The sequence below is a fragment of the Streptococcus mitis genome (genome assembly GCF_009496155.1).
Lineage (GTDB): Bacteria > Bacillota > Bacilli > Lactobacillales > Streptococcaceae > Streptococcus > Streptococcus mitis_BQ.
In genome coordinates this window covers 77,450-92,020 of sequence record NZ_WIJP01000008.1, presented here as the reverse complement: position 1 = coordinate 92,020, position 14,571 = coordinate 77,450, and the positions used below count along the sequence as shown (strand labels likewise).

The 14,571-nt window shown below is 39.1% G+C and carries 8 protein-coding genes; 6 read left to right on the top strand and 2 right to left on the bottom strand.

Going from position 1 to position 14,571, the window contains the following annotated elements; all coding sequences use genetic code 11:
- Positions 1-220: 220 nt before the first annotated feature.
- On the bottom strand, positions 221-2,503 hold the full coding sequence (locus tag GEZ84_RS06365) for a Xaa-Pro dipeptidyl-peptidase (RefSeq protein ID WP_153223915.1): 2,283 nt from the start codon (positions 2,501-2,503) through the stop codon (positions 221-223).
- 382 nt (positions 2,504-2,885) lie between these two features.
- Here GEZ84_RS06365 and GEZ84_RS06360 point away from each other — a divergent pair, with 382 nt between their 5' ends.
- The 3 genes from GEZ84_RS06360 (at position 2,886) to pyk (ending at position 8,642) form a co-directional block, all read left to right on the top strand.
- Positions 2,886-5,987, top strand: a complete 3,102-nt coding sequence (locus GEZ84_RS06360; RefSeq protein WP_153223914.1) for a DNA polymerase III subunit alpha — start codon at positions 2,886-2,888, stop codon at positions 5,985-5,987.
- Between the two features lie 82 nt (positions 5,988-6,069).
- A complete protein-coding gene (gene pfkA / locus GEZ84_RS06355) occupies positions 6,070-7,077 on the top strand; it encodes a 6-phosphofructokinase (RefSeq protein ID WP_020900675.1) in 1,008 nt (335 codons plus the stop codon).
- Positions 7,078-7,136: 59 nt separating this feature from the next.
- Positions 7,137-8,642 carry a pyruvate kinase gene (gene pyk / locus GEZ84_RS06350; protein ID WP_001042787.1) on the top strand — a complete coding sequence of 502 codons (1,506 nt, stop codon included), beginning with the start codon at positions 7,137-7,139 and terminating at the stop codon, positions 8,640-8,642.
- Positions 8,643-8,942: 300 nt separating this feature from the next.
- Here the strand turns inward: pyk and GEZ84_RS06345 are convergent, their stop codons facing one another.
- A complete protein-coding gene (locus tag GEZ84_RS06345; protein ID WP_049539154.1) occupies positions 8,943-9,929 on the bottom strand; it encodes an L-lactate dehydrogenase in 987 nt (328 codons plus the stop codon).
- Positions 9,930-10,123: 194 nt separating this feature from the next.
- Between GEZ84_RS06345 and gyrA the strand changes: the two genes are divergently transcribed.
- From gyrA to GEZ84_RS06330, 3 genes are all read left to right on the top strand, one after another.
- Positions 10,124-12,592: a DNA gyrase subunit A gene (gene gyrA / locus GEZ84_RS06340; RefSeq protein WP_153223913.1), complete on the top strand. Its 2,469-nt coding sequence runs from the start codon at positions 10,124-10,126 to the stop codon at positions 12,590-12,592.
- Positions 12,592-13,344, top strand: coding sequence for a class A sortase (locus GEZ84_RS06335; protein WP_153223912.1), 753 nt, complete (start codon positions 12,592-12,594; stop codon positions 13,342-13,344). The genes gyrA and GEZ84_RS06335 overlap by 1 nt, the downstream gene beginning before the upstream one ends.
- Positions 13,345-13,623: 279 nt before the next feature.
- Positions 13,624-14,421 carry a formate/nitrite transporter family protein gene (locus tag GEZ84_RS06330; RefSeq protein ID WP_153223911.1) on the top strand — a complete coding sequence of 266 codons (798 nt, stop codon included), beginning with the start codon at positions 13,624-13,626 and terminating at the stop codon, positions 14,419-14,421.
- Positions 14,422-14,571 lie beyond the last annotated feature (150 nt).

The following is a 14,571-nucleotide window of genomic DNA, read 5'->3' as shown; positions in this document are numbered from 1 at the left end:
GTGGTAGCGTGTATGATAGAGGGTCACACATGTTGGTTATGGGGCGGTATCTTTTGTTCAAGCTCCAGTAGTAGGGCTTCTAATAGCCTTTATTTGGACTGGATTTGATACCAAGTTGTAGTTTTTTTCGACTGTTCAAGTGGAGGTTATTGATTATAGGAAGGCAAATGGTCACGTAATTAAGCTTTCCTTGGAAAATTTCAACACTGAAAGTCTGATATTATATCTTTTGACAAGGTAGGGTAAGAGTAGACTGTTCAAGATCAACAGTCAGGTGGTAAGCGGTGTTGTCACGTATGGTGATTTCAAAGTCAGTAGTATAGAGGACTAAACGGAGAGTGTCACCTTCTTTTAGCTTATAAATAGTTGGTTGCAGTTCAAACTGGACATCCATCCATTCACCTGCCTTGATATCCTCTACTAACAGTAAATCATTTCTATTTTGTAAATTGAGGTAGCCTTTTGTAATGACTCGTTGTGTAGTTGCACTAAATGGCAATTCACAGAGATTTTCCAGCATGTGATAGCGACCGTTGTCAATGGTTCTAGCACTTAAAACAGCTGGATAAGGCTGTAGGTATTTCTTTTGCCCAAGTTCCAGCAGTTGAGCTGATAAGAGCCCCTTGTTTGTACTGGACTTGATACGAAGATTGAGCTGTGCACGACCGTTCAGGTGGAGATCTTTGGTCACAGGAAGGTCAATAGTAATTTGATTGGCTTTCCCTTGATAGAGTTCCGTATTGAAGGTCTGGTATGTCTTACCATAACGCTCAAAATCCTTATCTGAATACTGGTTTTGAATAACCTGCTCTTCTTGACCGAGTGAGAAGGTTTCAAAGTTTTCTTGCTCACCAAAGTTATCAAGAGATAACCAAGTCTGAGGAGCAGTATTATCCTGCCAGATAACAGTCGGAAGTTGAAAATCTGTATCTAGCCCCAATAATTTCTTAGTCAATAAGGCGTTCATAGATTCACGGAAGTCAATGGACTGCCAGTTGTTCATATAAACATGGGCGCCATTATGGAAAAAGAGATGCTTATTGATGTGAGATGGAAGAGCATGGAACATCTGGTAAACATGAAGTGGTTTGACATTCCAATCCTGAGAACCATGAGTAAAGACAACCTCTGCCTTTACTTTATGGGCATTTAGCAGATAATTGCGGTCATGCCAAAACTGATTGTAGTCGCCAGTCTTGCGATCCAGTTGTTCTTTTACTTTTTCTAAGTCAGCTTGGTGAGCCTCATTACCACGGATATAGTCACCAGCTAAGAGATTACGAGAGTAGGTTAACTCAGCAAGCGAGTCAAAATCCTCACCAGGATAACCACCTGGACTAGTTACTAAACCGTTTTCACGGTAGTAGTTGTACCATGAGGAAATACCCGCCTCGGCAATGATTACTTCTAAACCATCTACACCAGTAGTGGCAAGACCGTTTGACATGGTACCTAGATAGGAAAGTCCAGTTGTGGCTACTTTTCCGTTTGACCAGTCAGCCTTGACTTGACGCTGGCGCGTGTGATCAGTAAAGGCACGGCAACGACCATTGAGCCAATCGATGACATTTTTATAGGCCTCGATTTGCTGGTAGTCCCCGTTAGTCATGAAACCAGTAGAGTCTTTGGTACCAACACCTGAGACATAGAGATTAGCAAACCCTCGTGGAAGGAAGTAGTCGTTGAGACTATAGCTAGCGTTGATGTGTGTCAACTTTTCCTCAGCTTCTGACACAAGCTCAGCTTGACCTTTAGGTTGGACGAGATTTAGTTGAGGTTCCTCTAGCTCGATCTTGTGAGCAGGTTTAACCTCGATATCTCCCTCCATCTTGTAAAGAGCTTTGTCGCTGGCTTTATCATTTGTTCCCTGATGATAGGGACTGGTCGTCATGATAGCAGGTATTTGTCCATTAAAACGAGGACGAATAATGCTAACCTTGACTAGGTCTGGTAGCCCTTTTTGGTCGGTATCGACACGAGACTCAACGTAAACGACTTCTCGAATCACATCATGGCTAGAAAAAGTTGCTAAACTCTTGCCGTTAAAGTAGTGGTAGGTATTATCTTCAGGGATGAGACCATCACTTACCAGTTGATCAATCAGGAGATTTCCTTTTTTGGTTCGAGTATTGAGTAACTGATAGAGATTTTCAATCAAGTCACCATATACGATGGGAAAACCAGTTTCTTTACGGAAAACTTCACTGTCTTCGAAGTCAACCAAATAAGAAAAACCTAGGAGTTGAAAGGCTACAGTATAGAAAATATCTGCAGTCAACTCTTTATCTGACTGAAAAAAAGTCAGTAAGTCAGTTTCTTTATCAACTGCTAAGATGGAGAATGGATAATTGATGTCTTGATAAGTAAAAAAGAAACGACTTAAAAAAATCTTTAACATCTTTTTATCTGCCATCTCAGATGGGAAATCAAATCCATACTTTTTTAATTCATATAAAATAGTATTTCTTGGAAGTGATAAATAGCTGAATTGATTAAAGCGCATATAACCTCCTTATAAAATAAAAAATAATTAAGGTTATTATATCAAAAAAATAGGATAAAGGGAATCATTAAATGATAAAGAAATTAATTAAAGAATAATGAATACAATTTATATGGAAAAACAGGTACTATTCTATAGCCGAAATAAGTTATTATAGCAAACAAGTTAACTGAACGTATCTTTCTCTTTTAAAAGATATATTCACTTTTTGGGATAAAAAAGTAAAAAAATTACCGGAGTATTTGATTCTTTAAATGTATTTTTAATTTTTCATTCAAAAAATCTTACTTTAAGGATAAAATATAGACAGGATTCAATGCTTTTGTCTTTCTCTTTTTGAAAATGGTATAATATAGTGAGAACGATAGAGGAGAAGTGTAAATTGATCGCACAACTAGATACAAAAACAGTTTATAGTTTTATGGAGAGCGTTATTTCGATAGACAAGTATGTGAGAGCAGCTAAAGACTATGGCTACACTCATCTGGCTATGATGGATATTGATAATCTTTATGGTGCTTTTGAATTTCTAGAGGTTACAAAAAAATACGGCATTCATCCTCTATTAGGGCTTGAAATGAATGTACTTATAGATGATAAGGATTTGAATCTGCGTTTTTTAGCTCTATCTAGTGTGGGCTATCAGCAGTTGATGAAGCTTTCAACAGCTAAGATGCAGGGGGAGAAAACTTGGTCAGTCCTGTCCCAGTACCTGGAGGATATCGCGGTCATTGTGCCTTATTTTGAAGCGATTGAGTCGCTAAATATAGGATATGATTACTATATTGGAGTTTATCCAGAAACACTGGCAAGCGAATTTCATCATCCAATCTTGCCCCTTTATCGGGTCAATGCCTTTGAAAGCAGGGATAGAGAAGTTTTGCAAGTGTTAACAGCGATTAAAGAAAATCTACCACTTAGAGAAGTTCCCTTGCGCTCACGACAAGATGTGCTTTTATCTGCAAGTTCTTTAGAGAAACTATTCCAAGAACGTTTTCCTCAAGCCTTAGACAATTTAGAAAAGCTTATTTCAGGTATTTCTTACGATTTGGATACTAGTTTGAAACTGCCTCGTTTTAACCCAGCTAGACCAGCAGTAGAAGAGTTGAGAGAACGCGCTGAGCTTGGGCTTGCTCAGAAGGGATTGACTGGTAAAGAATATCAAGACCGTCTAAACCAAGAATTGGCTGTTATTCATGATATGGGCTTTGATGATTATTTCTTGGTTGTTTGGGATTTATTGCGTTTTGGACGCTCGAATGGGTATTATATGGGAATGGGACGAGGTTCTGCAGTTGGTAGCTTGGTTTCTTATGCCTTAGACATTACAGGGATTGACCCAGTTCAGAAGAATCTCATTTTTGAACGTTTCCTCAATCGTGAACGCTATACTATGCCTGATATTGATATTGATATCCCAGATATTTATCGTCCAGATTTTATCAGATATGTTGGCAATAAATATGGCAGTAAACATGCTGCTCAAATCGTTACGTTTTCTACCTTTGGAGCCAAGCAAGCTTTACGTGATGTTTTGAAGCGCTTTGGTGTGCCAGAATATGAATTGTCCGCAATTACCAAGAAAATCAGTTTTCGTGATAATCTCAAGTCAGCCTATGAGGGAAATCTACAGTTTCGTCAGCAAATCAATAGTAAGTTAGAATACCAAAAAGCTTTTGAAATTGCCTGTAAGATTGAGGGCTATCCAAGACAAACCTCTGTCCATGCGGCTGGTGTTGTCATTAGTGACCAAGACTTGACCAATTACATCCCTCTAAAGCATGGTGACGAAATCCCACTGACTCAGTATGATGCTCATGGAGTTGAAGCCAGTGGACTTTTGAAGATGGATTTTCTGGGATTACGAAATTTGACCTTTGTCCAGAAGATGCAAGAATTGCTTGCTGAAACAGAAGGTATTCACCTTAAAATTGAAGAAATCGATTTAGAAGACAACGACACTCTAGCTTTATTTGCCTCTGGAAATACAAAAGGTATCTTTCAATTTGAACAACCTGGTGCCATTCGCCTACTCAAGCGTGTTCAACCAGTCTGTTTTGAAGATGTCGTAGCAACTACTTCTCTAAATCGACCAGGTGCAAGTGACTACATCAATAATTTTGTGGCAAGAAAGCATGGGCAGGAAGAAGTGACAGTTCTGGATCCAGTGCTGGAGGATATTTTGGCTCCAACCTACGGCATCATGCTCTATCAGGAGCAGGTTATGCAGGTTGCTCAGCGTTTTGCTGGATTTAGTCTTGGGAAGGCCGATATTTTGCGTCGGGCTATGGGGAAAAAGGATGCCTCTGCCATGCATGAGATGAGGGCTTCCTTTATTCAAGGTTCATTAGAAGCTGGTCATACTGCGAAAAAGGCAGAGCAGGTTTTTGATGTCATGGAAAAGTTTGCAGGTTATGGATTTAATAGATCTCATGCCTATGCATACTCAGCCTTGGCTTTCCAGTTGGCCTATTTCAAAACACATTATCCATCCATCTTTTATCAGGTCATGTTAAATTCTGCCAACAGTGATTATCTAACAGATGCTCTTGAAGCAGGCTTTGAAGTAGCACCGTTATCTATCAATACCATCCCCTATCACGATAAAATTGCTAACAAGTCCATCTATCTAGGTCTGAAATCAATTAAAGGGGTCAGCAATGATTTGGCTCTCTGGATTATTGAAAATAGACCTTATTCTAGCATTGAAGATTTTATAGCTAAATTACCTGAGAATTATCTGAAACTTCCTCTGCTAGAACCATTAGTAAAAGTTGGTCTTTTCGATTCATTTGAGAAAAATCGTCAAAAAGTATTCAATAATTTAGCTAATCTATTTGAATTTGTGAAAGAGTTAGGAAGCTTGTTCGGTGATACGATATATAGTTGGCAGGAATCGGAAGATTGGACGGAACAAGAAAAATTCTATATGGAACAAGAGCTTTTAGGAGTAGGAGTTAGCAAACATCCCCTACAAGCTATTGCAAGTAAGGCTATTTATCCGATTACACCAATCGGAAATTTGTCAGAAAATAGTCACTCCATTATCTTGGTAGAAATTCAAAAAATTAAAACCATTCGCACCAAAAAGGGTGAAAATATGGCCTTTTTACAGGTAGATGACAGTAAGAAAAAATTGGATGTCACTCTCTTTTCAGATTTATATCGACAGATTGGGCAGGAAGTAAGAGAAGGAGCCTTCTACTATATCAGAGGGAAAGTCCAGTCCCGTGATGGCCGTCTGCAAATGATTGCACAAGAAATAAGAGAAGCAGTGGCTGAACGCTTTTGGATTCAAGTGAAAAATCATGAATCTGATCAGGAGATTTCACGTATTTTAGAGCAATATAAAGGCACAATTCCAGTCATCATCAGGTATGAAGAGGAACAGAGAACGATTGTATCTCCTCGTCATTTTGTAACTAAATCTGATGAATTAGAAGCGAAATTGAATGGAATGGTTATGAAAACGATTTATCGCTAAAAATACGGAAAATAGAAGAATTTTAAAATCAAATGTGGTATAATCAATAAGAATGTTAAAAGAAAAAGGAGCATAAACCAATATGAAACGTATTGCTGTTTTGACTAGTGGTGGAGACGCCCCTGGTATGAATGCTGCCATCCGTGCAGTTGTTCGTCAAGCAATTTCAGAAGGAATGGAAGTATTTGGTATCTATGATGGATATGCTGGTATGGTTGCTGGTGAAATTCATCCATTAGATGCCGCTTCAGTAGGAGACATCATTTCTCGTGGTGGTACTTTCCTTCACTCAGCTCGCTATCCAGAGTTCGCTCAACTTGAAGGGCAACTTAAAGGGATTGAGCAATTGAAAAAACACGGGATTGAAGGTGTAGTTGTTATCGGTGGTGACGGATCTTACCACGGTGCTATGCGTTTGACTGAACATGGCTTCCCAGCTATCGGTCTTCCAGGTACAATCGATAACGATATCGTTGGTACAGACTTCACAATAGGTTTTGACACAGCGGTTACGACTGCTATGGACGCTATCGATAAGATTCGTGATACATCATCAAGTCACCGTCGTACTTTTGTTATCGAAGTTATGGGACGTAACGCTGGTGATATCGCTCTTTGGGCTGGTATTGCAACTGGTGCTGATGAAATCATCATCCCTGAAGAAGGCTTCAAGATGGAAGATATCGTAGCAAGCATCAAAGCTGGTTATGAGTGTGGTAAAAAACACAATATCATCGTCTTGGCTGAGGGTGTGATGTCAGCGGCTGAATTTGGTCAAAAACTTAAAGAAGCTGGAGATACAAGCGACCTTCGTGTGACAGAACTTGGTCATATTCAACGTGGTGGTTCTCCAACTGCGCGTGACCGTGTTTTGGCGTCACGTATGGGTGCTCATGCCGTTAAACTTCTTAAAGAAGGTATCGGTGGTGTTGCGGTTGGTATCCGTAATGAGAAAATGGTTGAAAACCCAATTCTTGGTACTGCAGAAGAAGGAGCATTGTTCAGCTTGACTGCTGATGGTAAGATTGTGGTTAACAATCCACACAAGGCTGACCTTGAACTATCTAGCTTGAATAAGAGCTTGTCATAATTTATAATTTAGTTAATAAGACCAAAAAAGGTCATATATATAAAGGAGTCATAAAAATCATGAACAAACGTGTAAAAATCGTTGCAACTTTGGGACCTGCGGTAGAAATCCGTGGTGGTAAAAAATTCGGTGATGACGGATACTGGGGTGAAAAACTTGATGTTGAAGCTTCAGCTAAAAACATTGCTAAATTGATTGAAGCTGGTGCTAACACATTCCGTTTCAACTTCTCACACGGTGACCACCAAGAACAAGGTGACCGTATGGCGACTGTTAAACTTGCTGAAAAACTTGCAGGTAAAAAAGTTGGTTTCCTTCTTGACACAAAAGGACCAGAAATCCGTACAGAATTGTTTGAAGGAGATGCAAAAGAGTACTCATACAAAACTGGTGAGAAAATCCGTGTTGCAACTAAACAAGGAATCAAATCAACTCGTGATGTGATTGCATTGAACGTTGCTGGTGCTCTTGATATTTATGATGATGTTGAAGTTGGCCGTCAAGTTTTGGTTGATGATGGTAAACTTGGTCTTCGTGTTGTTGCTAAAGACGACGTAGCTCGTGAATTTGAAGTTGAAGTTGAAAACGATGGTATCATCGCTAAACAAAAAGGTGTGAACATCCCTAACACTAAAATTCCTTTCCCAGCCCTTGCTGAACGTGATAACGATGACATTCGCTTTGGTCTTGAACAAGGTATCAACTTCATCGCTATTTCATTCGTACGTACTGCAAAAGACGTAAACGAAGTTCGTGCAATCTGTAAAGAAACTGGAAACGGACACGTTCAATTGTTCGCTAAAATCGAAAACCAACAAGGTATCGACAACTTGGATGAAATCATCGAAGTTGCTGATGGTATCATGATCGCTCGTGGTGACATGGGTATCGAAGTACCATACGAAATGGTTCCAGTTTACCAAAAAATGATTATCAAGAAAGTCAATGCTGCAGGTAAAGTTGTTATCACTGCAACAAACATGCTTGAAACAATGACTGAAAAACCACGTGCAACTCGTTCAGAAGTATCAGACGTATTTAACGCTGTTATCGATGGAACTGACGCTACAATGCTTTCAGGTGAGTCTGCAAACGGTAAATACCCACTTGAGTCAGTAACTACAATGGCAACAATCGACAAGAACGCTCAAACTCTTCTTAACGAATACGGACGTTTGAACTCAGATTCATTCGAACGTAACTCTAAGACAGAAGTAATGGCTTCAGCTGTTAAAGATGCTACTAACTCAATGGACATTAAATTGGTTGTAACTCTTACTAAGACTGGACACACTGCACGTTTGATTTCTAAATACCGTCCAAATGCTGACATCTTGGCGTTGACATTTGACGAATTGACAGAACGTGGATTGATGTTGAACTGGGGTGTTATCCCAATGTTGACAGATGCTCCATCTTCAACTGACGATATGTTCGAAATTGCTGAACGTAAAGCAGTTGAAGCAGGTCTTGTACAATCTGGTGACGATATCGTTATCGTAGCTGGTGTACCAGTTGGAGAAGCTGTACGTACAAACACAATGCGTATTCGTACAGTACGTTAATTAAAATAAAAAGAGCCTATCATATCAAGCTTTTTAGCCTGTATGATGGGCTCTTTTTGTGTTGAGGGCAAAAAGGGGGCAAAACTTTTTACTTTCGATTTAATGAGACAGTATCAAGTGAATCAATCAGTGCTTGTTTCATGTCATTTGTAATGTGAGTGTAGATTACAGTTGTTGTTTTAATATTTTTATGGCTTACACAAACTATGCTGTCTTGTAGAAGCAAATGTAAAACAGATATTAAGTTTAAATACAGAAAAAACAACTCCCTGATGATTCAAGGAGTTGTCTATAGCTAAATTAGTTTTTTGAAGCTGCTTGGAATTCAGGATTTTTCCATGCCTCATCAATGATAGCTTGCAATTCTTTTGCAGATGCTTGCATTTTTTGAGTTTCTGCGTCGTTCAATGGAATGTTTACTGGACGAACGATACCGTGTGCACCAACGATAGCTGGTTGACCGATAAAGACGTTCTCAACACCATATTGACCTTCTTGGAATACAGAAAGTGGAAGTACTGCATTTTCATCATCAAGGATTGCTTTTGTGATACGAGCAAGGGCTACAGCGATACCGTAGTATGTTGCACCTTTTTTGTTAATGATTGAGTAAGCAGCGTCACGAACAGAAATGAAGAGTTCCACAAGGTCAGCTTCATCTAAGTCACGGTTTGCTTGCAACCATTGTTCCAATTTAACACCAGCAACGTTAGCATGTGACCAAACAGCAAATTCTGAGTCACCGTGCTCACCCATGATGTAGGCATGGACTGAACGAGCATCAACACCGATTTTTTCAGCAAGTGCTTGACGGAAACGAGCTGAGTCAAGTGAAGTACCTGAACCGATAACGCGTTCTTTAGGGAATCCAGAGAATTTCCAAGTTGAATAAGTCAAGACATCTACTGGGTTAGCAGCAACAAGGAAGATACCATTGAAACCTGAAGCAACAACTTGTTCAACGATTGATTTGTTGATAGCAAGGTTTTTACCTACAAGGTCAAGACGAGTTTCACCTGGTTTTTGAGGAGCACCAGCAGTGATAACAACAAGGTCAGCGTCCGCACAGTCTTCGTATTTAGCAGCGTAGATTTTCTTTGGTGAAGTAAATGCAAGCGCGTGGCTAAGGTCTTCAGCATCACCAACTGCTTTTTCAAACAATTGAGGAATTTCAATAATACCAAGTTCTTGTGCGATTCCTTGAGTAACAAGAGCGAAGGCGTAAGATGAACCTACAGCACCATCACCAACAAGGATAACTTTTTTGTGTTGTTTAGTTAGTGTCATTTGTCTAAACATCTCCTTAATTTTATTCAGGGGTTTCCCCAGTTATTTCAATTCTATCACTTTTAAAATGCTTTGTCACGGATATGCCTTGTAGTTCTTGATGTAAACGTTTTAATAGTTCTAGATACCTGAAATATGGCAGACATTGTGGTATAATATAGTTAATTACTAATAGTGAAATGAGGCATTTATTAATGCAGGATAGAAATTTAGTGAATGTCAATCTGACAAAGGAGATGAAGACGAGCTTTATCGACTACGCCATGAGTGTTATCGTAGCGCGGGCTCTTCCTGATGTTCGAGATGGCTTGAAACCCGTCCACCGTCGGATTCTCTACGGAATGAATGAATTAGGTGTTACCCCAGACAAACCTCATAAAAAATCTGCTCGTATTACAGGGGATGTCATGGGTAAATACCACCCACACGGAGATTCCTCTATCTATGAAGCCATGGTTCGTATGGCTCAATGGTGGAGCTACCGTTACATGCTTGTAGATGGGCATGGAAACTTTGGTTCTATGGATGGAGACGGTGCTGCCGCGCAACGATACACTGAGGCACGCATGAGCAAAATTGCTCTGGAAATGCTTCGTGATATCAATAAAAATACGGTTGATTTCGTTGATAACTATGATGCCAATGAACGTGAACCCTTGGTCTTGCCAGCGCGTTTTCCAAATCTTTTAGTTAATGGAGCAACTGGTATTGCCGTTGGGATGGCTACCAATATTCCACCTCACAACTTGGGTGAAACCATTGATGCAGTGAAGTTGGTCATGGACAATCCTGAAGTGACCACTAAGGATTTGATGGAGGTCTTGCCTGGGCCAGATTTTCCAACTGGTGCCCTTGTTATGGGAAAATCAGGTATCCATAAGGCTTACGAAACAGGTAAAGGTTCGATTGTTCTTCGTTCTCGTACTGAAATCGAAGAAACTAAGGCTGGTCGTGAGCGCATCGTTGTAACAGAATTTCCTTACATGGTCAATAAAACAAAGGTGCATGAGCATATTGTTCGTTTGGTTCAGGAAAAACGAATTGAGGGTATTACAGCAGTTCGTGATGAGTCAAACCGTGAAGGAGTTCGATTCGTCATTGAAGTTAAACGCGATGCTTCTGCCAATGTTATCCTCAACAATCTCTTCAAGATGACCCAGATGCAAACCAACTTTGGTTTCAATATGCTTGCAATACAAAATGGGGTACCGAAGATTTTATCTCTTCGTCAGATTTTGGATGCTTATATTGAGCACCAAAAAGAAGTGGTTGTTCGTCGTACACGTTTTGATAAGGAAAAAGCAGAAGCGCGTGCTCATATTTTAGAAGGTCTCTTAATCGCACTAGACCATATTGACGAAGTGATTCGTATCATCCGTGCTAGTGAAACGGATGCTGAAGCACAAGCTGAGTTGATGAGCAAGTTTAAACTTTCTGAACGTCAAAGTCAGGCCATCCTTGATATGCGTCTTCGTCGTTTGACAGGTTTGGAACGCGATAAGATTCAGTCTGAATATGATGACCTCTTGGCTCTGATTGCGGATTTAGCAGATATTCTTGCTAAGTCGGAACGTGTTTCGCAAATCATTAAAGATGAATTAGATGAAGTCAAGCGTAAGTTTGGCGACCAACGTCGTACGGAATTGATGGTCGGTGAAGTCTTGAGTCTTGAAGATGAGGACTTGATTGAAGAATCGGATGTTTTGATCACTCTTTCTAACAAAGGATACATTAAACGTCTAGATCAGGGTGAATTTACTGCTCAAAAACGTGGAGGTCGCGGTGTTCAAGGAACAGGAGTTAAGGATGACGATTTTGTCCGTGAGTTAGTGTCAACCAGCACCCATGATCATCTGCTCTTCTTCACAAATAAAGGTCGTGTCTATCGCCTGAAAGGCTATGAAATTCCTGAGTATGGACGTACTGCCAAGGGATTACCAATAGTCAATCTTTTGAAATTGGATGAAGGTGAAAGTATTCAGACCATCATCAATGTTGAATCTGAACGTAGCGATGACGCCTATCTCTTCTTCACAACCCGTCAAGGTATTGTGAAGAGAACCAGCGTTAAGGAATTTGCTAATATTCGTCAGAATGGACTTAAAGCACTGAATCTCAAAGATGAAGATGAGTTGATTAATGTACTGCTGACGGAAGAAGATACGGATATTATCATTGGTACCAAGTTTGGTTATGCAGTTCGTTTTAATCAATCAGTCGTTCGCGGCATGAGTCGTATCGCTACTGGTGTGAAAGGTGTTAACCTTCGTGAAGGGGACACAGTTGTTGGTGCTAGTGTGATTACAGACCAGGACGAGGTTCTTATCATCACAGAAAAAGGATATGGTAAGCGTACAGTTGCGACCGAATATCCAACAAAAGGTCGTGGTGGTAAAGGGATGAAGACGGCTAATGTAGCTGAGAAAAATGGTCCTCTATCAGGTCTTTTGACAGTTAAAGGCGATGAAGATTTGATGATTATCACTGATACAGGTGTCATGATTCGAACAAACGTTGCCAATATTTCACAAACAGGTCGATCAACTATGGGAGTTAAGGTGATGCGCCTGGATCAGGATGCCAAAATTGTAACCTTTACAACAGTAGCAGCGTCAGAAAAAGAAGAAGTTGGGACAGAAAACGAAATAGAAGGTGAAGCATAATGTCTCATAAAAAGAACAAAAAGAACAAAAAGAAAACAAATCGTAAAAATTTACTAATCAATGTCTTGGCAGGATTCTTAATCCTCTTGTCACTGGCATTAATCTTTAATTCAAAAATTCGTGATATGTTCATGGTTTGGAATACTAACAAGTATCAAGTTAGCCAAGTATCAAAAGAAAAACTGGAAGAAAATCAAGATACAGAAGGTAATTTTGACTTTGACTCAGTAAAAGCCATTTCGTCAGAAGCTGTCTTATCCTCACAATGGAATTCGCAAAAATTGCCAGTTATTGGTGGAATTGCTATTCCTGAAGTAGAAATCAACTTGCCAATTTTTAAGGGGCTTGATAATGTTAATCTCTTCTATGGAGCTGGTACAATGAAGCGTGATCAGGTGATGGGGAAAGGAAACTATTCACTAGCTAGTCATCACATTTTTACAGCAGAAAATGCTAGTCAGATGCTATTTTCTCCATTATCACGTGCTAAAAATGGTATGAAAATTTATCTAACTGATAAGGATAAGGTCTATACCTATGTAATTCATGAAGTGAAGCATGTAACTCCAGATCGTGTTGATGAGATTGATGACCGTAGTGGTGTTGATGAAATCACACTTGTAACATGTGTAGACTATGATGCGACAGAGCGGATTATTGTCAAAGGTGATTTGAAAGATACAAAAGACTATTCACAAACACCTGAAGAAATTCTAACAGCTTTCAATCAACCGTATAAACAACGTTATTAATTTTTAAAGAATCAGTAAACATTTAGTTTTACTGGTTCTTTTTATGGCTTTATAAGCAAACTATGTAATGCTAATATTCAATGAAAATCAAAGAGCAAACTAGGAAGCTAGTCGCAGGTTGCTCAAAATACTGTTTTGAGATTGCATATAGAGCTGGCGTGGTTTGAATTTAATTTTCGAAGAGTATAAATCAATACAAATGTTATAAATTTAAGAAAATGATTACCTATTAAAATATTTTATGTTATAATAATAAATATTAAAAAATAGGAGATGTTTATGAGTTCTTCAGAGTTTATTTCGAAGATAGATTATTATTGCCACAAGAAAGAAAGTCTTTTCAATCAAAGTAAGTCCAAGTATGCTATTCGTTCCATGTTTGCAGGTGCTTTTTTAACTTTTAGTACAGCTGCTGGGGCTATTGGTGCGGATTTATTAAATAATATTGTTCCAAATAGTGGCTATTTCCTTTTCCCGTTTGTTTTTGCTTGGGGGTTGGCCTATATCGTCTTTCTAAATGCAGAATTGATAACTTCCAATATGATGTACTTAACAGCCGGAGTGTTCTTGAAAAAGATTGATTGGAAAAAGGCAATGATTATTTTACTCTATTGTACTTTGTTTAATCTCATTGGTGCCTTGGTAGCTGGATGGGCCTTTGCTAACTCGTCAGCCTTTTCCCATTTGACCCATGATAGTTTCCTTCCTAAGCTTGTAGCCAAGAAATTGGCGCGTCCAAGTGATTTAGTCCTGCTTGAGGGAATTCTTGCCAATGTATTTGTAAATATTGCCATTCTTTCATCTATACTAGTCAAAGATGGTACTGCCAAACTATGGATCATTTTATCAGCTATTTCCATGTTTGTTTTCTTGTCCAATGAGCACATCGCTGCCAATTTTGCTTCCTTTAGTATTATGAAATTTAGCATGATTGCTGATCAAGTACCTCACTTTGATCTTCCAAATATCCTTCGACATTGGGGTGTAACCTTTATTGCTAACTTTATAGGTGGAGGTCTTCTGATTGGTTTACCGTATGCCTTCCTCAATAAGAATGAAGATACATATGTTGATTAAGAAGAATCAGAGTAGAGGTGCGGAGAAATCATTTTTGTTCTATTTAGTAATAAATAGAACAAAAATGATTCTACTCAATCTCTAGATTCGGACAATTAAAAATTCTAAAAGCTTGTTATTAAAACAATGTAAACGATTGCTGAATTTTTA

Excerpts from the sequence above, each read along its gene's own strand:
- GEZ84_RS06345 (WP_049539154.1), bottom strand. The coding sequence starts at position 9,929 with ATGACACTAACTAAACAACACAAAAAAGTTATCCTTGTTGGTGATGGT.
- GEZ84_RS06330 (WP_153223911.1), top strand. The coding sequence starts at position 13,624 with ATGAGTTCTTCAGAGTTTATTTCGAAGATAGATTATTATTGCCACAAG.
- pfkA (WP_020900675.1), top strand. The coding sequence starts at position 6,070 with ATGAAACGTATTGCTGTTTTGACTAGTGGTGGAGACGCCCCTGGTATG.
- pyk (WP_001042787.1), top strand. The coding sequence starts at position 7,137 with ATGAACAAACGTGTAAAAATCGTTGCAACTTTGGGACCTGCGGTAGAA.
- GEZ84_RS06335 (WP_153223912.1), top strand. The coding sequence starts at position 12,592 with ATGTCTCATAAAAAGAACAAAAAGAACAAAAAGAAAACAAATCGTAAA.
- GEZ84_RS06365 (WP_153223915.1), bottom strand. The coding sequence starts at position 2,503 with ATGCGCTTTAATCAATTCAGCTATTTATCACTTCCAAGAAATACTATT.
- gyrA (WP_153223913.1), top strand. The coding sequence starts at position 10,124 with ATGCAGGATAGAAATTTAGTGAATGTCAATCTGACAAAGGAGATGAAG.